Source organism: Aureimonas ureilytica (genome assembly GCF_001475935.1).
Taxonomy (GTDB): domain Bacteria; phylum Pseudomonadota; class Alphaproteobacteria; order Rhizobiales; family Rhizobiaceae; genus Aureimonas; species Aureimonas ureilytica_A.
Map to the genome: position 1 here is coordinate 29,517 of NZ_LDQA01000045.1, position 19,642 is coordinate 49,158.

Annotated in this window: 17 protein-coding genes; 8 read left to right on the forward strand and 9 right to left on the reverse strand. The window is 66.4% G+C overall.

From position 1 onward, the window contains the following. Positions 1-50: 50 nt before the first annotated feature. From NS365_RS16920 to NS365_RS16940, 5 genes are all read right to left on the reverse strand, one after another. On the reverse strand, positions 51-1,064 hold the full coding sequence (locus NS365_RS16920) for a zinc-binding alcohol dehydrogenase family protein (protein WP_058601479.1): 1,014 nt from the start codon (positions 1,062-1,064) through the stop codon (positions 51-53). A gap of 151 nt (positions 1,065-1,215) precedes the next feature. Next, on the reverse strand, positions 1,216-2,229 hold the full coding sequence (locus tag NS365_RS16925; protein ID WP_058601480.1) for an aldo/keto reductase: 1,014 nt from the start codon (positions 2,227-2,229) through the stop codon (positions 1,216-1,218). Positions 2,230-2,301: 72 nt separating this feature from the next. Beyond that, complete coding sequence (locus tag NS365_RS16930; protein WP_058601481.1) at positions 2,302-3,249, reverse strand: ABC transporter substrate-binding protein; 948 nt, start codon at positions 3,247-3,249, stop codon at positions 2,302-2,304. A gap of 78 nt (positions 3,250-3,327) precedes the next feature. Continuing rightward, a complete protein-coding gene (locus NS365_RS16935; RefSeq protein ID WP_058601552.1) occupies positions 3,328-4,353 on the reverse strand; it encodes an ABC transporter permease in 1,026 nt (341 codons plus the stop codon). A 7-nt stretch (positions 4,354-4,360) separates the two neighbouring features. Then, on the reverse strand, positions 4,361-5,914 hold the full coding sequence (locus tag NS365_RS16940) for a sugar ABC transporter ATP-binding protein (RefSeq protein WP_058601553.1): 1,554 nt from the start codon (positions 5,912-5,914) through the stop codon (positions 4,361-4,363). Positions 5,915-6,219: 305 nt separating this feature from the next. Between NS365_RS16940 and NS365_RS16945 the strand changes: the two genes are divergently transcribed. Next, a complete protein-coding gene (locus NS365_RS16945; RefSeq protein WP_058601482.1) occupies positions 6,220-6,912 on the forward strand; it encodes a FadR/GntR family transcriptional regulator in 693 nt (230 codons plus the stop codon). A 22-nt stretch (positions 6,913-6,934) separates the two neighbouring features. Here NS365_RS16945 and NS365_RS16950 read toward each other — a convergent pair whose 3' ends face one another. Genes NS365_RS16950 through NS365_RS16960 form a run of 3 tightly spaced genes read right to left on the reverse strand, consistent with a single transcriptional unit; the run spans position 6,935 to position 9,406 of the window. Next, entirely contained in the window at positions 6,935-7,777 is an 843-nt protein-coding gene (locus NS365_RS16950) for a fumarylacetoacetate hydrolase family protein (protein ID WP_058601483.1), read from the reverse strand. Between the two features lie 30 nt (positions 7,778-7,807). Then, the gene (locus tag NS365_RS16955; RefSeq protein ID WP_058601484.1) at positions 7,808-8,548 is read right to left on the reverse strand and encodes an SDR family oxidoreductase; all 741 of its coding nucleotides are present in this window, start codon (positions 8,546-8,548) and stop codon (positions 7,808-7,810) included. Between the two features lie 54 nt (positions 8,549-8,602). After that, entirely contained in the window at positions 8,603-9,406 is an 804-nt protein-coding gene (locus tag NS365_RS16960) for an IclR family transcriptional regulator (RefSeq protein WP_058601485.1), read from the reverse strand. A gap of 101 nt (positions 9,407-9,507) precedes the next feature. On the opposite strand from NS365_RS16960, the gene NS365_RS16965 reads away from it, so the two are divergent. From NS365_RS16965 to NS365_RS16995, 7 genes are all read left to right on the forward strand, one after another. After that, positions 9,508-10,791 (forward strand): L-fuconate dehydratase, encoded by a 1,284-nt coding sequence (locus NS365_RS16965; RefSeq protein WP_058601486.1) that lies wholly within the window; start codon positions 9,508-9,510, stop codon positions 10,789-10,791. Between the two features lie 12 nt (positions 10,792-10,803). Beyond that, positions 10,804-11,262 carry an RbsD/FucU family protein gene (locus tag NS365_RS16970; RefSeq protein WP_058601487.1) on the forward strand — a complete coding sequence of 153 codons (459 nt, stop codon included), beginning with the start codon at positions 10,804-10,806 and terminating at the stop codon, positions 11,260-11,262. 153 nt (positions 11,263-11,415) lie between these two features. Beyond that, complete coding sequence (locus NS365_RS16975; protein ID WP_058601488.1) at positions 11,416-12,951, forward strand: UxaA family hydrolase; 1,536 nt, start codon at positions 11,416-11,418, stop codon at positions 12,949-12,951. Between the two features lie 20 nt (positions 12,952-12,971). Further along, a complete protein-coding gene (locus NS365_RS16980; RefSeq protein ID WP_244498479.1) occupies positions 12,972-13,961 on the forward strand; it encodes a GntR family transcriptional regulator in 990 nt (329 codons plus the stop codon). A 102-nt stretch (positions 13,962-14,063) separates the two neighbouring features. Beyond that, positions 14,064-14,942 carry a DMT family transporter gene (locus NS365_RS16985; protein ID WP_058601490.1) on the forward strand — a complete coding sequence of 293 codons (879 nt, stop codon included), beginning with the start codon at positions 14,064-14,066 and terminating at the stop codon, positions 14,940-14,942. Positions 14,943-15,193: 251 nt separating this feature from the next. Next, positions 15,194-15,805: a YceI family protein gene (locus NS365_RS16990; RefSeq protein ID WP_058601491.1), complete on the forward strand. Its 612-nt coding sequence runs from the start codon at positions 15,194-15,196 to the stop codon at positions 15,803-15,805. Positions 15,806-15,894: 89 nt separating this feature from the next. Continuing rightward, positions 15,895-17,136, forward strand: a complete 1,242-nt coding sequence (locus tag NS365_RS16995; RefSeq protein ID WP_058601492.1) for a cytochrome b/b6 domain-containing protein — start codon at positions 15,895-15,897, stop codon at positions 17,134-17,136. Positions 17,137-17,141: 5 nt separating this feature from the next. Here NS365_RS16995 and NS365_RS17000 read toward each other — a convergent pair whose 3' ends face one another. After that, entirely contained in the window at positions 17,142-19,478 is a 2,337-nt protein-coding gene (locus NS365_RS17000; RefSeq protein ID WP_058601493.1) for a DUF3772 domain-containing protein, read from the reverse strand. Positions 19,479-19,642: the final 164 nt, after the last annotated feature.

A 19,642-nucleotide genomic window follows, 5' to 3' on the forward strand; every position in this document is an offset into this window, starting at 1 on the left:
CGAACATAAGTTCGAGGCGCTGGAAAGAGGCAGACTGGAGAGAGCGCGGATCAGTCGATCCGAACCATGGCCTTGATAACGCCGGCTGCCGGATCGAGAAGCCCGGCGAAACGCTCCGGCACTTCGGACAGCGACATGCCATGCGTCAGCAGCGCGTCGGAGGGCACGTCGCCCGCGCGCAGCGCCGCGACCACGGTCTCGAAGTCTTCGGGCGTGGCGTTGCGGCTGCCGAGCAGCGTCGTTTCGCGCTTGTGAAATTCCGGGTCGTTGAAGCTGATGTCGCTGGCGACGATCGAGACCAGCACATAGGCCCCGCCATGGCCGACCAGGCTGAAGCCGCGTTCCATGGCCTTGGGGCTGCCCGTCGCGTCGAACACCACGTCGAAGAAATCGCCTGAGGTCAGCTCCGACAGGCGCTCGCGGTCGCCCTCACCGGCCTTCACGGTCTCGGCGACGCCGAGATTCGCCCTAGCGAAGGCCAGGCGATCCTCGCGCGTGTCGAGCATGATGACGCGCGCGCCGCGCAGGCGGGCGAAGATCGCCACGGCGATGCCGATCGGCCCTGCGCCGACGACGAGCACGGCCTGACCGTTTTCGACCGCGCCGCGCCGGACGGCATGAGCGCCGATGGCCAGAAACTCCACCATCGCCGCCTGATCCAGCGAAATGCCCTCGGCCTTGCAGACGAAGCGCTCCGGCAGGCTCAGATATTCCGTCATGCCGCCGTCGCGATGAACGCCGAGCACCTGGATGCGCGAGCAGCAATTGGTCTTGCCCTTGCGGCAGGCATGGCACTCGCCGCAGGACAGATAGGGGATGATGTAGACCGCATCCCCGGTGGAAAGCGTCGAACCTTCCGGTGCTTCCTCCACCGTGCCGGCCAGCTCATGGCCCATGACGCGGGGATAGGCGAGATAGGGCTGGTTGCCGGAGAAGATGTGAAGGTCGGTGCCGCACACGCCGATGCGACGCACCCGCACCAGAACCTCGCCCTCGGCCCGCGCGGGCTTCTCGCGGGTCTCGGTGATCAGGCGGCCGGGCGTTTCGCAGGTGATCGTCAGCATGGCGGCGGGCTCGTTCGGAATGCGGGGAAGGGGAGGCGAAACGGCGCGTTAAAGCATTTCCCGCGAAAGCCGAGTCGGCTTTCGCGCCCGGACAATGCGAAAACAAAAATCTTAGAGCCTGTCTGGCGAACCTATGTTCGACGGAAAGGCTCTAGGCCGCGAGACCGGGAAGCGGCGTGCCCTCGGCCACGAGGCCGCGTTCGCGCAGCGCCTGCCAGAAGGCGGCCGGGATGTCGGCTTCGAACCACTCGACATTGGAGCGGATCTGCCGCGCGTTGCGAGCGCCCGACACGCAGGACACGACGGCCGGATGGGCCATGCCGAACTGGAGGGCGGCGGCCTGGATCGCGACGCCGAATTCCTCGGCCACCGAGCGCAGCGTCTGCACGCGGGCGATGATCTCCGCCGGCGCATCGCCGTAGTTGAAATTGTTGGTGCCGGCCAGAACGCCCGAGTTGAACGCGCCGGCCACGACGATGCGGGCACCGCGATCGAGGCACTTCTGAAGGAGGCCAAGGCTTTCCTGCTCAAGCAGCGTGTAGCGCCCCGCCAGCATGGAGACGTCGAGGTCGCACTCGTCCAGCGCTTCGCTAACGGCTTCCCATTCGTTGACGCCGAGGCCGAAGCCGCCGATGCGCCCGTCCTGCCGAAGTTCGCTCAGCGCCTTGAAGCCGCCGCCCTTGGTCAGCTGGTTCCAATGATGCTCGTGCTTCTCGCCATGCGTCACGCGGCCGATATCGTGCACGTAGAGAATGTCGAAGCGCACCATGCCGAGCCGCTGCTGGCTCGCGTCGAAGGAGCGCAGGATCGCGTCGTAGCTGTAGTCGTAGACCTGATGGAACGGGCAAGGGTTGACGTAGCCCTCGGCCTCCGCGCCGACATCGGCGTCCGGCACCATGAGCCGGCCGACCTTGGTGCTGATGGTGAAGTCGGAGCGCTGGCGCTCGTCCAGGATCGCGCCGAGGCGGCGCTCGGAGCGCGTGAACCCGTAGAAGGGCGCGGTGTCGAAATAGCGGATACCGGCGTCCCACGCCGCGTCGGCGGTGTCGCGCGCGTCGGCGAAGGGCATGAGCTTCAGGAGGTTGCCCATCTGCGCGCAGCCCAGGCCGAGGGCGGTGAGGCTGACCTTGCCGTTCGGCAGTTCGCGGCGATCCGTCGTCTTCATCACGTCAGGCTTTCGATCGAAGAGAAGAAAGGGTCCGCCGGCGGCATGGGGAGCCGCCGGCGGGAGATCGGCTTAGTAAAGAACGTTCTTGGCTTCCGGCTTGTCGATGTTCTCCTTGGTCACGAGCACGACGCCCGTGTCCTGGAACTTCTCGACCTTCTCTTTCTTGAGAAGCTTGGCGATGGTCTGGGTGCCGAGTTCGCCCATCTGGAACGAGCCCTGAACCGCGATGGCGGCGAGCGTGCCGTCCTTGACGAACTTCTGAAGGTCCTCGTTGCCGTCGAAGCCGATGCCGACGACCTTGCCGGCCTTGCCGGACTGTTCGAGCGCGCGGGCCATGCCGATGGCGGTCGGCTCGTTGGCGCCGAAAATGCCCTTGAGGTCCGGGTTCGAGGCGAGAACGTCCGTCGTCTGGTTCAGCGCGGTCGCCATCTGCGACTGCGAATAGAACGGGCCGACGATCTGAAGCTTCGAATGGGCCTTGATGTAGTCGATGAAGCCGCCCACGCGGCCGATCTCGGAGCCCGCGCCCGCGACATAGGACATGACGGCGATCTTGCCTTCGGTGCCGACCTTGGCGATCATTTCCTTGGCGCAGAGCTCACCGGCGGCCTTGTTGTCGGTCGCCAGGAACGATTGGTAGTACTGCTCGCCGCTCTTGGCGATCTGGCTGTCGATGAGGACGACCGGGATGCGCGCTTCCCAGGCCTTCTTGACGGCGGGCACCAGAGCGTCGGGGTCGGACGGGGCGAGAATGATGCCGGCGACCTGACGGTTCACGGCGTTCTCGACCATGTTCACTTCGTCGGCGATGGCCGATTCCGAAGCCGGGCCGTTGAAGGTCGTGGTGGTGCCTTCCGGCAGATCCTTCTTGGCGGCGTCGACACCCTTCTGGACGTTCTGCCAGAAGGTCGAGTTCACCGTCTTGACGATGACCGCGACTTCCTTCTCGGCCGCCTGGGCGGAGAAGGCGACGAGTGCGATGGCCGAGCCGGCGAGAATGGCGGCGAATTTGCGCATGAATGTTCCTCCCTTTGGGTTTTGGATAGAGCCCGGCGCGCGCTGCTTGGATCTCCCGCGTGCGCCGGGAATTCGTGCCTATCGGCGGTTGCGAAGCTGATCGATCCAGACGGTCGCCAGGATCACGAGGCCGATGATGATCTGCTGCGTGAAGGCCGAGACACCGTTCATGTTCAGGCCGTTGCGCAGGATGCCTATGACGAAGGCGCCGATCATGGTGCCGGAAATCGTGCCGACGCCGCCGATGAGCGAGGTGCCGCCGATCACGGCGCTGGCGATGGCGTCGAGTTCGTACATCACGCCTTCGTTCGGCTGGGCGGTGACGAGGCGGGACATCAGAACGCAGCCCGTGAGACCGGCCAGCGTGCCCGATAGCACATAGGTGAAGAGCGTGACGCGGGCGACGTTGACGCCCGAAAGCCGCGCGGCCTCCGCGTTGGAGCCGACCGAGTAGATGTGCCGGCCGAGCACCGTGCGGCGGAGCATGATGGCCACCGCGATGGCGATGACGATCATCAGGATCACGGGATAGGGAATGCCGGGGAAGGTGACGGACGGGAAGCCGTCGTCGCCGATCGACACCATCCGCAAAAACGCGCCATTGCCAAGCTCGCCGAAACTGTCGCCGAGCCCCGAGACGGCGCGCGCGCCGGTGATTTCGAGCGCGACGCCGCGCGCCACCATCATCATGCCGAGCGTGGCGATGAAGGGCGGCAGCTTGGCGCGGGTGATGGCTAGACCGTTGATCACGCCGCAGAGCGTGCCGACCAGAATGCCGAGCAGCATTCCGATCGGAACCGGCATTCCGAGTTCCTTCACCGCCAGCGCGGCGCAGACGCCGGCGAGCGCCAGGACCGAGCCGACCGACAGGTCGATGCCGCCCGTGATGATGACGCAGGTCGCGCCGATGCCGAGCAAGGCGATCGACGTCACCTGAAGCGCCACGGTCATGGCGTTGTTGACGGTGAGGAAGGCGTTGGACGTGGCGGAGAAGACGACGGCGAGGGCAAAAAGGCTGCCCAGCGCCGCGAACTTCTGGATCATGTCCTTCTGCCGATCGCTGAGGAGCGGCCCGCGGGTCTTGTCCTGGGGAATGGTGGTCATGGCGTCCTCAATGCGCAAGGCTGGGCGCGCGGCGGGCATGGCCCGAGGCGTAGTGCATGATCTCTTCCTGCGAGGTCTGCTTGGTTTCCAGAACGCCGGTGATGCGGCCCTCGTGGAACACGGCGACGCGATCGGTCAGGCCGAGGATTTCGGGAAGTTCGGACGAGATCAGGATGACGCCGATGCCCTGCGAGGCCAGTTCGTCCATGATCTTGTAGATCTGGAACTTAGCCCCGACATCGATGCCGCGTGTCGGCTCGTCGAAGAACAGGATGCGCGACTGGCGGAACAGCCACTTGCCGATGATGATCTTCTGCTGATTGCCGCCCGAGAGAAGCCGCGTCACCTGATGGACCGACGGCGTGCGGATGCTCAGGAGATCGACATAGCGCTGGGCGACCTTCTCTTCTTCCGGGAAGTCGATGAAGCCGCCCTTCGACACGCCGTCCAGATGCGCCAGAGTCATGTTGGCGGCGACCGGCATCTTCACAGCGAGCCCGTGGCTCTTGCGGTCTTCCGAGAGATAGGCGAGCCCTTCGCGGATCGCATCCTGAGGCGACTGGATCGAGACCTTGCGGCCGAAGAGTTCGACCGTACCCGAATCCAAGGGGTCGGCCCCGAAGATGGCGCGCGCGACTTCCGTGCGGCCCGCACCCATCAGTCCGGCGAAGCCAAGAATTTCGCCACGCCGCAGCGTGAAGTCGATATCGCGAAACACCCCGGCGCGGGTCAGTCCCTCGACGCGCATCAACACGTCCTCGGTCGGCACCGAGATACGGTCGGGGAACTTCTCTTCCAGCGAGCGGCCGACCATACGCGCGACGATGTCGTCCACCGTCAGGGAAGCGAAATCGTCGGTCGAGACATAGCGCCCGTCGCGCAGGATCGTGACGCGATCGACGATCTCGGCCATCTCGTCCAGGCGGTGCGAGATATAGACGATGCCGACGCCGGAGGCCTTCAGATCGCGGATCACGTCGAACAGAACCGCCGTCTCGCTTTCGGTGAGCGACGAGGTCGGCTCGTCCATGATGAGCACTTCGGCGTTCAGCGACAGGGCCTTGGCGATTTCCACCATCTGGCACTGCGCGACCGAGAGACCGCGCACCTGCGTGTCCGGGTCGAGCGAGAGGCCGAGGCGATCCAGGCAGGCGCGTGCATCGCGGCGCAACTTGGCGCGATCCACGAAGAGGCCGGCGACGCGTGGCTCGCGCGCCAGATAGATGTTTTCGGCGATCGACAGGTGCGGAACGAGGTTCAGCTCCTGATGGATGATGGCGATGCCGGCCGCTTCCGACTCCGTGGTCGAGGCGAAATGGCGCTCCTCGCCCTTGTAGATGATGCGGCCGGAGGTCGGCTGATACAGGCCGCTGATGATCTTCATCAGCGTGGACTTGCCGGCGCCATTTTCGCCGCACACGGCATGAACCTCGCCCCGACGCAGATCGAAGGAGACGCCGCCGAGCGCCTTCACGCCGGGAAATTCCTTGGTGATGTCCTGAAGCTGCAGAATGGTTTCGCCGGCCGGCGCCGCGCCGACGCCGTGACCTGCGCGCGCCATGGGGGCGCGGCCCGCCACGCCGGCGGGGCTGGAAGTCATGTCCTGCATTTTGGTCCTCCCGCCTCGCAAAGGAAGCGTCGCGCGGCCCGTGCCTCCCGGTCCGCCGTCAGGCCATCGGCCCGTTGGGAGTAGGGTTAGGCTGCTCTTTAAAATTGGTCAAGCCAGTTTTCGCTCTTCGGGAAATCCCGGTGGAGTTTTCGACGGAGAAGGCGACTGCCGGGTCGTGGCAGGCGTACGGCAGGGCCAAACGGCCTTTTCAGTCAGCCATGATCGGCGCTATGGTCAGGCCAATCTGGGAGGGATTGATGTCAGAAGCCATCAAGATCGTGGATGGGCGACGGCTCTATCAGCAAGTGGCCGATCAGATTCGCGGTCTGATCCGCGAGGGGCAGTTTCCGCCGGGCTCACGCCTTCCCGCCGAACGGGAATTGGCGGGCCAGCTGGGCGTATCGCGCCCTTCGTTGCGCGAGGCGCTGATCGCGCTGGAGATCGACGGCAGCGTCGAAATCCGTATGGGGTCGGGCGTTTATGTCTGCGCGCCGGGCGCGGCGGCGGACGAGCCGACGCGCCCGCTCGGCGAGAGCCCGTCCGAGCTGATGCGCGCGCGCGCCGCCGTGGAAAGCACGGTCGCCTTTCTGGCGGTCGGTCGCATGACGCCGGAGGCCCTGGCGCAGCTTCGGCGGGTTCTCGATGGTATGGCGGCGGATATCGAAGCCGGCCGCAAGCCGCTGGAGCAGGACCGGATGTTTCACCTCACCATCGCCGCGCAGACCGGCAATGCCGTTCTGGCGCGCATCGTGCGCGAACTCTTCGACGATCGCCACAGCCCGATTTCGGCGCAGCTCAGCGTGCGCTTCGAAACGCCGGAAACCTGGCGCGTAGCGCTCGCCGAGCACGAGACGATCCTCGATGCGCTGGCCTCGGGCGATCCGCTTCTGGCGCAATCGGCCATGCGGATGCATCTCGAAGCCTCGCGCGAGCGATGGACGCGGGATTAGAGGCTCCCGCGCCCGAAAGGCGTCAGCCCTGGCGGCAGGTCTGGCGCTGGGTGCCGAGGCCTTCGATGCCGAGTTCGATCACGTCGCCGGCCTTCAGGAAGACGTTGGGCTTCTGGCCGAGGCCGACGCCCGGAGGGGTGCCGGTGGAGATGATGTCGCCCGGCTGCAGGCTCATGAACTGCGACAGGTAGGAGACGAGATGGGCGACGCCGTAGACCATGGTGCGGCTCGAGCCGTCCTGGTAGCGATGGCCGTTCACCGTCAGCCACATGCCGAGATTCTGCGGGTCGGCCACTTCGTCCTTCGTCACCAGCCAGGGGCCGGTCGGGCCGAACGTGTCGCAGCTCTTGCCCTTGGTCCACTGGCCCTGGCGCTCGGTCTGGAAGGCGCGCTCCGACACGTCGTTGATGACGCAATAGCCGGCCACGTGATCCAGCGCCTCGGCTTCGGAGACGTATTTCGCGGTCTTGCCGATGACGACGCCCAGCTCGACTTCCCAATCGGTCTTCTCGGAGCCGCGCGGGATTTCGATGTCGTCGTTCGGGCCGACGATGGCCGAGGTCGCCTTCATGAAGATGATCGGCTCGGACGGCACGCTCGCGCCCGTCTCGGCCGCGTGGTCGGAATAGTTGAGGCCGATGCAGATGAACTTGCCGGTGCCCGCGACGCAGGCGCCAAGGCGCGGGTTGCCGTCCACGAGCGGCAGGGACGAGACGTCGAGCGCGGCGATCTCGGCCAGACCCTCGGGCGTCAGCCAGCGTCCGGCGAGGTCGCTCACATGGGCCGACAGGTCGCGAATGTGGCCGTCAGCGTCCAGAAGGCCGGGCTTTTCCGCGCCGGGCGCGCCGTGGCGAAGCAGTTTCATGGCAGTCTCCCTTTGAAAATCGTATCGCGATCAGACGTTGGACCAGCCGCCGTCCACCACGAGCGCCTGACCCGTCATGAAGCCGGACTCGTCGGAAGCGAGGAAGGTAGCGAGCTTGGCCATTTCCTCGGGCGTGCCGAGCCGGCCCATGGGCTGGCGCGCGATGAAGGCGGCCCGCGCCGTCTCGTAGTCGCCGAGCGCGCGCATCCGGTCGCCGAGCGATGGGCTTTCCACCGTGCCGGGGCAGATGCAGTTGCAGCGAATGCCCTTGGTCACGAAATCGGCGGCGACCGACTTGGTCAGGCCGACCACGGCGGCCTTGGTCGTGCCGTAGATGAAGCGGTTGGGCGCGGCGATGACGCTGGAGGCGACGGACGCCATGTTGACGATGGACGCGCCGCCCCGGTCGATCATCCCCGGCAGGAAGCCCTTGATGAGCCGGTACATGGAGCGCACGTTGAGCGCGACCGAGAAGTCGAAATCCTTTTCCTCGCATTCGAGGATCGTGCCGGCGTGGACATAGCCCGCGCAGTTGAACAGGATGTCGGGCGCGGGGTGCGCTGCGCAGAAGGCTTTCACGGCCTCGGCGTCGGTCACGTCGAGAACGCTGGTCTCGATCCCATGGGCCTTCAGCTCTTCGAGCGCGGCGGCGTTGATGTCGGTCGCCAGAACCTTGGCGCCCTCGGCCGCGAATTCCAGCGCCGCGGCGCGTCCCATTCCCTGCGCGGCGGCCGTCACCACCGCCGTCTTGCCTGCGAGCCGTCCGGCCATCGTTTCTCTCCTGCGTCTGGTGTTTCAAGGGTACATCACGGATGCGCGGGTAAATCAATCCTGCTGCAGCGCGAGGCCCTGTCCGATCCGGCCGGCGGCCTGGGTCAGCTCCGCGATCAGCGCGTCCGGCTCCCATGGGTTGAGGCGAATGCGCAGATAAGGGCAGGTGAGGGCCGCGATCGCGCCGCCCTCATGCGCTTCCGACACCGGCACGGAAAGATCCACCACCGCTTCCGTCGATCCGCTCGGGCGCGCCACATGGCCGGCCGCGCGAATGGCGGCGAGTTCCGGCTCCAGCGCGTCCAGATCGAAGGCGGGCTCCTCGCGGTGAATGTCGAGCAGCGTCCGGTGGCGGCGGCGCGCGCTCATGAAGGCGAGGAGGCAGCGGCCCGAACCGGTCAGCGTCAGGGGCTGGCGATAGCCGATGCGCACGGTGAAGCCGATATGGCTGGTGCTTTCCACGCGCGCGATCACCACCATCTGCGTTTCGCTCGGCACCGCCAGATGGCAGGCATAGCCCGTCGCATCCGAGAAGGCGTTCATGAAGGGCAGGGCGGTTTCCACCAGCGACCGGTTCACCGGGCGGTTGAGCCCGAGGCGAAACAGCCGGTCGGTGACGCGGAAGCGATCCTCGCTTTCGGTGCGCTCGATATAGAGCCGGTCCTGAAGCACGCTCACCATGCGAAAGATTTCGCCCTTGGTGCGGCCTACCCCGTCGCCGATCTGCTGCAGGGTCAGCGCCTCGCGCGAGGCCGACAGAAGCTCCAGAATATCCAGCCCTTTTTCCAGCGCGGGGGCGGTGTAGCGCCGCTCGCGATCGGGGCGGCCGGTGCCGTCATCGGCGTCCTCGTCTGCCATCCGCTCGCTCCCTGTCGCTTGACGATCCGTTTCACTCATGATTACCCATTTCATATCAGAAACCAAGAGCGCGTCCATTGGCCGGGCGCTCGGGAGGAACCATGGTTCAGGACTGGACGATCCAAACGCATCGCTCCTACGACATCCGCTTTCCGACGTCCCTGCAGAAGGACGGGTCGGACGCGATGAACCCGGACCCGGACTATTCGGCCGCCTATGTCGCCTTCGAGACCGATGGCGGGCCGGAAGGGCACGGCCTGACCTTCACGATCGGCCGGGGCAACGATCTCTGCCGCGCGGCGATCGATCTTCTCGCGCCCAAGCTCCACGGGCTGAAGCTCTCCGAGATCACCCAGAACATGGGCGAGTTCTGGCGCTTCGTGACGGGTGATTCGCAGCTGCGCTGGGTCGGCCCGGACAAGGGCGTCATGCATCTGGCGACGGGCGCCGTGGTCAACGCCGTCTGGGACCTCTACGCCAAGGCCGAAGGCAAGCCGGTCTGGCAGCTCGTGTCCGACATGCAGCCCGAGGAGATCGTCCGCCTCGTCGATTTCCGCTACCTGTCCAACGCGCTGACGCAAGCCGAAGCCCTGGAAATCCTGAAGCGCGCCAAGGACGGGCAGGCCGCCCGCCGCGAAAAGCTGATGGCACAGGGCTATCCCAGCTACACGACCTCGGCCGGCTGGCTCGGCTATGACGACGACAAGATCCGTCGCCTCTGCCGCGAGGGCATTGCCGAGGGCTGGTCGCATTTCAAACTCAAGGTCGGGCGTGATCTTGAGGATGACAAGCGCCGCTGCCGCATCCTGCGCGAGGAAATCGGCCCGGATCGGATGCTGATGATCGACGCCAACCAGATCTGGGAAGTCGGCGAGGCGATCGACTGGGTGAAGGAACTCGCCCAGTTCAATCCCTGGTTCATCGAGGAGCCGACCTCGCCCGACGACGTGCTGGGCCATCAGGCGATCCGGCGCGGCGTCGCCCCTGTCAAGGTCGCAACCGGCGAGATGTGCCAGAACCGCATTCTCTTCAAGCAGTTCCTCCAGGCGGAGGCGATCGACGTGGTGCAGATCGACGCCGCGCGCGTCGGCGGTCTCAACGAGAATCTGGCGATCATGCTGATGGCCGCCAAGTTCGGGAAGCCGGTCTGCCCTCATGCCGGCGGCGTCGGCCTGTGCGAATATGTTCAGCATCTCTCCATGATCGACTATCTCTCGATCTCGGGAAGATGGGACGGGCGAGTCGCCGAATATGTCGATCATCTGCACGAGCACTTCTTCGAGCCCTGCGATGTCCGTGGCGGCCGCTACTTCCCGCCCCAGGCGCCCGGCTTCTCCATCGAGATGAAGCCGGCGTCCATCGAAGCGCATCTGTTCCGTTCCTAAAGGGAAACGATCATGCTGAAGACACTCGACCCCATTCTGACGCCGGACCTCCTTTGGGTTTTGGCGGCCATGGGCCATGGCGACGACATCGCGCTGGTGGACGGCAACTTCCCGGCGGAATCCGTCGCGGCCGAAACCATCTCGGGCGAACTCGTCAATCTCGGCGCCGTGCCGATCGACCGCGCCGCGCGCGCGATTCTGAGCCTTCTGCCGCTCGACGGGTTCGTGGACGATCCCGTGCGCTGCATGGAAGTGGTCGGCAAGCCGGACGAGGTGCCCGAGCCGCGCGCGGCCGTGCGCGCCGAGATCGAGGCGGCCGGCGAGACCGTGCCGATCGTCGCGATCGAGCGCTATGCCTTCTATGAGGCGGCCAAGCAGAGCTTCGCCGTGGTGAAGGTCGCCGACCCGCGCTTCTACGGCTGCTTCCTTCTGCGCAAGGGCGTGATCGCTGGCGGGCGTCCGACCTACTGACCTGCCGCGCCGCTTGAAGCTTCGCGCCGCCTGACGAATCGCGCCGCTTGACGGAGCGACGGCAAAGTGGAATGACCTTTGTCAGCAAAAGTCATTTTCTTCGAAAAGGGCCGCTGCCTCTGGCGCGGCCCTTTTGCGTTCCCGGGAGGGTGCATGTCCGTCGTCTCAGAGGTTTCTCCCATCATCGTCCTGAACGGCGAGGACAATGTCGCCGTGGCGCGGCGGCCGGTGAAGGCTGGCGATCCGCTGCCGGGCGGTCTGCGCGCGGCCGTGGACATCGCGAGCGGCCACAAGGTGGCGCTGCGCGCCATCGCCGAAGGGCAGCCCGTCCTGAAATATGGTCAGGTGATCGGCACCGCCTCGCGCCGGATCGAGCCCGGCGAGCATGTCCACCTGCACAATCTCGCCATGCAGGAATCGCACGCCGACCATCACTTTGCCTCCGACGCGCGGGAGACGCCGCTGCTCCCGCAAGCCGAGCGCCGCACCTTCATGGGCTATGCGCGCGCGGACGGGCAGGTCGGAACGCGCAACTATATCGGCATCGTCTCCTCGGTGAACTGTTCGGCCACCGTGTCGCGCGCCATTGCCGACCACTTCAACAACAAGGGTGGGCTCGACGGCTTCCCCAATGTGGACGGCGTGGTCGCGCTGACGCATGGCCAGGGCTGCGCCGTTTCCGTCAAGACCGAGGGCTACGAGGTTCTGACGCGCACGCTTTCGGGCTATGCGCGGCACCCCAATTTCGGCGCCATCCTGATGATCGGCCTCGGCTGCGAGACCAACCAGATCTCGCTCATCACCGACAAATACGGCCTCACCGAAGGCCCGCTGCTGCGCACCATGACCATTCAGGACCTCGGCGGCACACGGCGCACGGTGGAGGAAGCGGCCTCCATCATCCGCGAGATGCTGCCGACCGTGAACGCCGCCGAGCGCACCGAGCAGCCTCTGTCGGGCCTCAAGCTCGCGCTCGAATGCGGCGGGTCGGACGGCTATAGCGGCATCTCGGCCAACCCGGCACTCGGCTACGCCTCGGACCTTCTGGTGCGCCATGGCGGCACGACATGCTTGGCCGAAACGCCCGAAATCTACGGCGCGGAGCATCTTCTCACCCGCCGCGCGGTGACGCCGGCCGTGGCCGAAAAGCTGATGGCGCGCATCGAATGGTGGCGCGGCTACACGGCGCGCCATGGGGCGGAGCTAAACAACAACCCCTCGCACGGCAACAAGGCCGGCGGCCTCACCACGATCCTCGAAAAGTCGCTGGGTGCGGTCGCCAAGGGCGGCACCATGCCGCTCGAAGCGGTTTATGAATATGCCGAGACGATCGACAAGCCGGGCTTCGTGTTCATGGACACGCCAGGATACGACCCCGTCGCCGTGACCGGGCAGATCGCGGGCGGCTGCAACATGCTGGTCTTCACCACCGGGCGCGGCTCCGTGTCGGGCTGGAAGCCGGTGCCGACCATCAAGGTTGCGACGAACACCGAGATGTTCGACCGGATGAAGGAGGACATGGACATCAATTGCGGCGGCATCGTCACCGGCGAGGAAACGATCGAGGAATCCGGCCAGCGCATGTTCGACTTCATCCTCGACGTCGCCTCGGGCAAGCAGACGCTGAGCGAAATCTACGACTACGGCGACAACGAGTTCGTGCCTTGGCAGATCGGCGCGATCACCTGAGCGAGCCCGAGATGAGGGGCGTGGCCGGAGACACAGGCGGAGCCGAGGCCGCCGCGCGCCGGCCCGCCTATCGACGCATCGTCGAGGCGCTGAGCGACAGTCTAGCGAGCGGCGCGCTGCCGGAGGGCGCCGTGTTGCTCGAAGGGCCGCTGGCCGCATTGTTCGGCTCCAGCCGCCAGCCCGTGCGCCAAGCCTTGAGCGAGTTGGAGCAGCAAGGGCTCGTGCGCCGCTTCGACGGGCGCGGCGTTCTGGCGGGCCAGGCGGGTGAGCCGCTGCGGCTCGATCTCTCGCGCGCTCAAGTCGGTGCCGATCGCACGGCCGAGGCGAGCGCCCGGCCGAGCGACGATCTGTATTACCAGATGGAGCGCGAGCTTCTGGAGCGCGCCATGTTCGGGCGCTTTCGCGTGAGCGAGCTGGCGCTGGCCCGGGCCTTTTCCATCGGCCGCCTGCCGGCGCGCGAGTTGCTTCTGCGCGCCAAGGCGGCGGGTCTCACCGAAAAGCGCGACGCGCATTGGTGGACGGTCCCGCTGGACGAGCGTCGCCTGGCCGACCTTTACGACCTGCGCCTTCTCCTGGAGCCCGCCGCGCTGCGTCTGGCGGCGGAGCGCCTGCCCGACCCCGTGCTTCAACAGGCGCAGGCGCGCCTCAGGGCGGCCGAGCGCCGGTTTCCGCGTCTGCTCAAGCGCGAGTTGGACATGCTGGAGGAAGACCTGCACGTCACGCTCCTGCGCTTCTGCCCCAATGGCGAGTTCGTGGAAGCGCTCGGGCGCGCGCGCGCTTCCTTCGTCTGCGGTAAGCATCTCCAGCAGTTTCTCTGCGGGCCGGGCACGACCGATCCGTTTCTGGGCGAACATGCCGCGATCCTCGGCGCGCTGGCGGCTGGCGACGGCTCGGTGGCCGCCGAGGCGCTGGCGGAGCATCTGGCCGCCTCGCGCGAAAAAGGCTGCGAGCGCTTGGCCACTCACCGCCGCAACGCCCGCCCGCCCGCGCTCGCCTATGTCGCGGATTGAAGCCGCCCGGCCCTTCGCCTTTTTCGAAACATCGCTCCCGCGGAACCCCTCGCGGGCACCGGAAACCGGCCTTAACCGGCTGGCGGGAATCGGACATTCGCTGTGCGCAAAGACAATTCGCTGCTCGTCGGCATTCTTCTCACGCTTCTGGCTGGCGCGCTGCTCGCCTGCATGGATGGGATCGGCAAGCGGCTGACACTGCTTCTGCCGGTGATCCAGGTCATCTGGTTTCGCTATTTCGTGCAGACCATTCTGGTCGGCGCCTATCTCTCCTGGCGCACCGGGACCGGCTTCCTGCGCACGCGCCATCCCGGGCTTCAGATCCTGCGCGGGCTCTGCCTGCTTGCCACGACCTTTCTTATGTACGAGGCGTTCAAGCGCGTGCCGCTGGCGGATGCGACGGCCATGCTCTTCTTCTCGCCGATCATGGTGACGCTCCTGTCCGTCCTGTTCCTGCGCGAGCGCATCGGGCCGCATCGCATCCTAGCGGTCCTCGTGGGCTTTGGGGGCATGCTCCTGATTCTCGGGCCGGGCTTCGGCCGGTTCGAGCCAGCGCTCGGGCTGGCGCTTCTGGCCTCCGTCTCCAATGCGCTGTTCCTGCTTCTGACGCGCCATCTGGCGGGGCGGGAGGATGCGGCGGCGACGCAGTTCAACACCACGGTCTCGGGCGCGGTGATCCTCTCCTTCGCCGTCGTGCCGAGCTGGCAGACGCCCGATGCGGGCACGGGTCTGCTTCTGGCCGCTATCGGGCTCTTCGGCACGCTCGGCCATTTCACGCTGGTGCGCGCCTTCGCTCACGCACCGGCCTCGCTCCTATCACCTTTCCTTTATTCGCAGGTGCTCATCGCCGGTCTTCTCAGCGTCGTGCTCTTCGGCGATCCGCTGCGCCCCAGCATGGTGGCCGGCACCGCGCTTCTGGTCGCGAGCGGCGTCTATATCTGGTGGCGCGAGAATCGCCGGCGGCTGGAGGCGATGGTCTAAAGCCCCGTCGCTGCACCTGGATTCGGGGCGATGACCTTGCGGCAGGTCGCGGCTTGGCCCGGCTCGGGGGCGAGCGACATCGCATTGCGGGCCGCTGCGGCCGCGCCTCTCTTCACGACAGTTTTGAGGCGGACGCCTCACCCATTGCGTCGCCCGGCGTAGACAGTGTGTCACGCTGGCGGGGATTTCGCAGCCGCGAAACCACCCGTAGGTTCGCCCCACTTCCGATCCCGGAACCTAAGGAAAACCTGATGTCGCTTCTGAAATCCGTCCTCACCGTTAGCGCTCTTCTCGTCGGTCTCGGCACGGCCTCCGCCCAGACGATCGGCGTGCCGGCCGGCACCTATGTCGCCGACCGCACCCACACCAACGTTCTCTGGTCGGTGAGCCATTTCGGCACGTCGAACTATATCGGCCGCTTCAGCGACATCAACGCCACGCTGACCCTCGACCCGACCGACCCGGACAAGTCCAAGCTCACCGCGACGATCAATCCGAAGTCGGTGGACACGAACTATCCGGCCAAGGACAAGGACTTCAACGCCGAGATCGCCGGTGAGATGTTCTTGGACGCCGCGAAGTTCGACACGATCAAGTTCGTCTCGACCAAGATCGAGACCACCGGCAAGGACACGGGCAAGGTGACGGGTGACCTGACCCTGCACGGCGTGACCAAGCCCGTCACGCTCGACGTCAAGCTGAACGCCGCCTTGAACCCGCACCCGATGTCGCAGAAGCCCGTCGTCGGCTTCTCGGCCACCGGCATGATCAAGCGCTCCGACTTTGGCATCAACGCGCTGGTCGGCCCGGTCAGCGACGACGTGAAGCTCACGATCGAGACCGAGTTCGTTCCGCAGTCGTAATCGGCTCTCCCCTTTCAAGACGATCCATCGAGGCCCGGCGCACCCCGCCGGGCCTTCTTTCTCTCCCGACATGAAAACAGGCTGACACCATGCGGACCGGATCGGACGGCGTGAAGGGCTACAATGCCGGCGCCATGCTCCTCCATTGGGCGATTGCGCTCGCCATTCTTTTCCAGCTCGCCGGCGGCTTCGTCATGATGCGGCTGAACCTCCTGCCCGATGGCAGCCGCTTTGCCTTCTTCCAATGGCATAAGACGGTCGGCCTCATGGTGCTGACGCTCACGCTGGCGCGCATCGCTTGGCGTCTGCTCAACCCGCCGCCGGCCCATGCGCCCATGGGCGCGATCGAGGCGGGCGCGGCTCACCTCGTCCATGGGCTTCTCTATGCGGTGATGCTGCTCGTGCCGCTGTCCGGCTGGCTCGTCGTCTCGGCCTCGCCGACCGCGATCCCGACGCTTCTATTCCTGTCCGAGCACCTGCCCTGGCCGAACCTGACGATCCCGGCCGGCTGGCGCGGGGAGGGGGGCGAGGCTTTGGCCGCGACGCTTCACACCTGGCTTGCCTATTCCACGCTGGCGCTTCTTGGTCTGCACGTTGCGGGCGCGCTGAAACACTCGGTCCTCGACCGGCAACCCTCGCTGTCGCGCATTCTTCCGGTCGGCCATCTGCCGCGCCAGTCCACCGCGCTTCTGGCCATTCCGCTGGCAGCGGGTCTGGCGGCGCTGTTTCTGGGCGGCGGCTTGGCCGTCGGGCAGAGCGAAGGCGCGGCGCCTTCTGTCCAGTCCGCTGCCGTGGCGAATGCCCCGGTTCCTGCCGCGCTTGGCGGCTGGGCAATCGATAAAGCCGCCTCCAGCTTCACCTACGAGGCGACCTTCTCCGGCAAGCCGATGACGGGCACGATCGGCGCGTGGAACGCCGACATCGCGTTCGACCCGGCTCATCTCGATCAAGCCTCCGCCCGGATCGACATCGACGCGGCCTCGATCACGGTCGGCGATCCGTTCGTGCGCTCCAGCGCGCCGGGGCCGGATGGCTTGGACGTGACGTCCCATCCGAATGTCACCGTCGCGCTCGACCGTTTCGCCATGACGGATGCCGGCTACATCGCCGAGGGCACCGCGACGATCAAGGGCAAGAGCGCGCCCATCTCCGTCCCGTTCACCTTCGAGCCCGGCGCGGACGGCACGGCGCATGTCGTGGGGTCCGCCAAGATCGATCGCCTCGCCTTCGATCTGGGCGCCAAGAACGATCCGGCCGCGCAATGGCTCGGCCGTGACATTCTCGTTCGCTTCGACCTGAAAGCCGCCCGCGCGCCCGCGCCGGCGGCCTGAAGGGATCAGGTGACGGTCGGCGCGAGCTTCACGTCGTCCGCCTGGAAGCGCTCCAACACGCTGAACAGGATGGCGCTGCGCGTCGAATAGGCCTGGCGGGGCGAGGCGACGAAGGCGAAGCAGTTGAAGTTCACCTTGCCGTCCGCGATCGAGTCGATGAACACGTTCGGCTTGGGGTCTTCCAGTACAGCCGGGTGCTCGTCGAAAATCTCCATGACCGCCTTGCGGATCGCCAGCGGATCGGCGGACGGATGCACTGAGAAGGCGATCTGCACACGGCCGACCGGGTCCGCCAGCGTCATGTTGCGGATCGGCTTGGTGATGAACTCGGAGTTCGGCACGATCAGCGTCGAGCGGTCGGGCAGCTGGATTTCGGTGGAGCGCACGCTGATGCGTCGGACATCCCCTTCGTCGGTGCCGATGCGCACGCTGTCTCCGAGCTTCACCGGCCGCTCGGCCAGAAGGATGAGGCCCGAGACGAAGTTCTGCGTGATCGCCTGAAGGCCGAAGCCGATGCCGACCGACAGCGCGCTGACGACCAGCGCGATACGCTCCAGCCCGATGCCGAGCGAGGTCAGGCCCCAGAAGCCGGCGAGAATGATGCCGGCATAGGAGACGATCATCGAGACGGAGTTGCGCGCGCCGGCATCCAGCTCCGTCGTCGGCAGATAGGTCTCGTTCAGCCAGCGCCGGACGAGGCGCATGGCGGCGATGCCCAGCGCCAGCGCGATCAACGCCCGCAGGACCGCGCCCGGCTCCAGCGTGAAGCCGCCGACCGTGATCATCAGAGGGTCGCCGAGCTGGCTGAAGATCGCATCCGTGCCCGGCCCGAAGGGCGCGAAGATCATGGCGAGCGCCAGCAGCACCACGCCGATGCGCAGAAGCGCCGACAGCGCCACGCCGAGCTGGCCGACGGTGGAGGGCTTGAGCCCCAGCGCCTCGTAGGCGGCGCGCCCGGTCCAGGCTTCGGGCGAGAAGATCGTGGTGCAGAGATCGTCCACCACGACCAGAAGCAGATAGGCCGAGGCGCAGACGACGGTGATCCAGACCGTCTGCCGCCCGATGAAGAGCGACAGGTTCACATAGCCCTGAAGCGCGGCGAGCACGCTGACGATCAGCGCCAGCCAGCAGACGAGCGTCGTCAGCGTCACGACGCTGCGCAGCGCCGTCGGCGTCGTGTTCTCGACCTGCGCGCGCCGCAGCCGGCGCAGCGTCAGCAGAACCGAGCCGATCAGGATCATATAGGCGACCGCGATGGCGAGATTGGCGGCGACGGTGGAGGAGGGGCTGGCACCGACGATGCGGTTGAAGGCGACCACCGTGATGCCGATCGTCACCAGGATCGCGGCGAGCGACGGGTAAGGCCGCAGTCGGGCCGCCGCGTCGTTGGAGAGTGGCAGGAGGCGCCAGGAGGGTTGGTCCACCAGAAGAAGCCCGCCGCCGAGCGACACGATGAACGCCCCGAAAGAGGCCGCGCCGATGAAGGAGGTCAGGAGCGCATCGGCTTCTTCGGTGAGAACGCCCGCCCAGCGCAGGCCCTGCCCGAACAGGAGAAAGCTGAGGCTCGCCGTCAGCGTGCCGACGAGGATGAACCAGAGCGCCAGCCCTGAGCGCCGCGCCCGCGTGCCCGGTGCCTGGGCAATGGCGAAGCGCCGACCGACCGCACGCAGCCGCCGCCGCACGGGATATAGGAGGACGAGGCTGACGCCGAGGCTGGCCGCGAAGACGAGCGCCCCCGATCCGCTGAAGCCCTCGGTGACGCCTTCCAGCGTGTCCCGCCCGAAGGACGTGGCGCGCAGGATGTCGAAGCGCATGGAGAGCGCGATCGAGTTCCAGAACCGGCCGGTGAGCGGCGAGGACACGCGCTCGAAGGTCGAGCGGTTGAATTCCTCGGCGAGCATCCGGTTGATCGTTTCGACCGAGTCGCGGGCGTTGGTGGCGAGAAGCCGGGCACGCTTGATCGCGGAGTCGAGATCGGTGCGCTCCTTTTTCAGCGCCTCGCGCTGGGCCTTGATGTCGGGCGCTTCCGTTTCGCTGGCTTCGCCAAGATCGGCGATGCGCTTGTCCATGGCGTCCAGCATGGGGGTCAGCGCCGTGACGGCCTGTTCGGCGGAGCCTTGGATCGCCAGAACGCGCTCGCGTAGCGCCGCGCGATCCTCGCTCGGCAGGGTCTGGGCGACGCTCGCCTTGGCGGCCTCGTAGTCCGCGCCCTTGGTGTCGAGATCGGCTATGATCTGCGCGCTCGTGGCATTGGCGCTGGGCGGGTCCTGCGCCTGCGCCGCGCCGGCGGCGAAGCAAACCATGGCCAGGATCAAAAGGAATCGGCGCACAAACCCTGTCATCAGCACTCTTCGACCTTTGCCCCCGTTCTCGTCATACCGTGTCATGGGCCGGCGTGGACCACAGCACTGTGGCATGGGAAGGACGCTGGCCTTCCCAATCGTCACTTTGGCCTTTGCGCGATTCCGGCAAAAGAAAAAAGGCCCATGCGGAGACAGGGGCCTTT

What these genes read in the sequence shown, in the direction of transcription:
- NS365_RS16920 (WP_058601479.1), bottom strand. Translation starts at nt 1,064, where the DNA reads ATGCTGACGATCACCTGCGAAACGCCCGGCCGCCTGATCACCGAGACC.
- NS365_RS16925 (WP_058601480.1), bottom strand. Translation starts at nt 2,229, where the DNA reads ATGAAGACGACGGATCGCCGCGAACTGCCGAACGGCAAGGTCAGCCTC.
- NS365_RS16930 (WP_058601481.1), bottom strand. Translation starts at nt 3,249, where the DNA reads ATGCGCAAATTCGCCGCCATTCTCGCCGGCTCGGCCATCGCACTCGTC.
- NS365_RS16935 (WP_058601552.1), bottom strand. Translation starts at nt 4,353, where the DNA reads ATGACCACCATTCCCCAGGACAAGACCCGCGGGCCGCTCCTCAGCGAT.
- NS365_RS16940 (WP_058601553.1), bottom strand. Translation starts at nt 5,914, where the DNA reads ATGGCGCGCGCAGGTCACGGCGTCGGCGCGGCGCCGGCCGGCGAAACC.
- NS365_RS16945 (WP_058601482.1), top strand. Translation starts at nt 6,220, where the DNA reads ATGTCAGAAGCCATCAAGATCGTGGATGGGCGACGGCTCTATCAGCAA.
- NS365_RS16950 (WP_058601483.1), bottom strand. Translation starts at nt 7,777, where the DNA reads ATGAAACTGCTTCGCCACGGCGCGCCCGGCGCGGAAAAGCCCGGCCTT.
- NS365_RS16955 (WP_058601484.1), bottom strand. Translation starts at nt 8,548, where the DNA reads ATGGCCGGACGGCTCGCAGGCAAGACGGCGGTGGTGACGGCCGCCGCG.
- NS365_RS16960 (WP_058601485.1), bottom strand. Translation starts at nt 9,406, where the DNA reads ATGGCAGACGAGGACGCCGATGACGGCACCGGCCGCCCCGATCGCGAG.
- NS365_RS16965 (WP_058601486.1), top strand. Translation starts at nt 9,508, where the DNA reads ATGGTTCAGGACTGGACGATCCAAACGCATCGCTCCTACGACATCCGC.
- NS365_RS16970 (WP_058601487.1), top strand. Translation starts at nt 10,804, where the DNA reads ATGCTGAAGACACTCGACCCCATTCTGACGCCGGACCTCCTTTGGGTT.
- NS365_RS16975 (WP_058601488.1), top strand. Translation starts at nt 11,416, where the DNA reads ATGTCCGTCGTCTCAGAGGTTTCTCCCATCATCGTCCTGAACGGCGAG.
- NS365_RS16990 (WP_058601491.1), top strand. Translation starts at nt 15,194, where the DNA reads ATGTCGCTTCTGAAATCCGTCCTCACCGTTAGCGCTCTTCTCGTCGGT.
- NS365_RS16995 (WP_058601492.1), top strand. Translation starts at nt 15,895, where the DNA reads ATGCGGACCGGATCGGACGGCGTGAAGGGCTACAATGCCGGCGCCATG.
- NS365_RS17000 (WP_058601493.1), bottom strand. Translation starts at nt 19,478, where the DNA reads ATGACAGGGTTTGTGCGCCGATTCCTTTTGATCCTGGCCATGGTTTGC.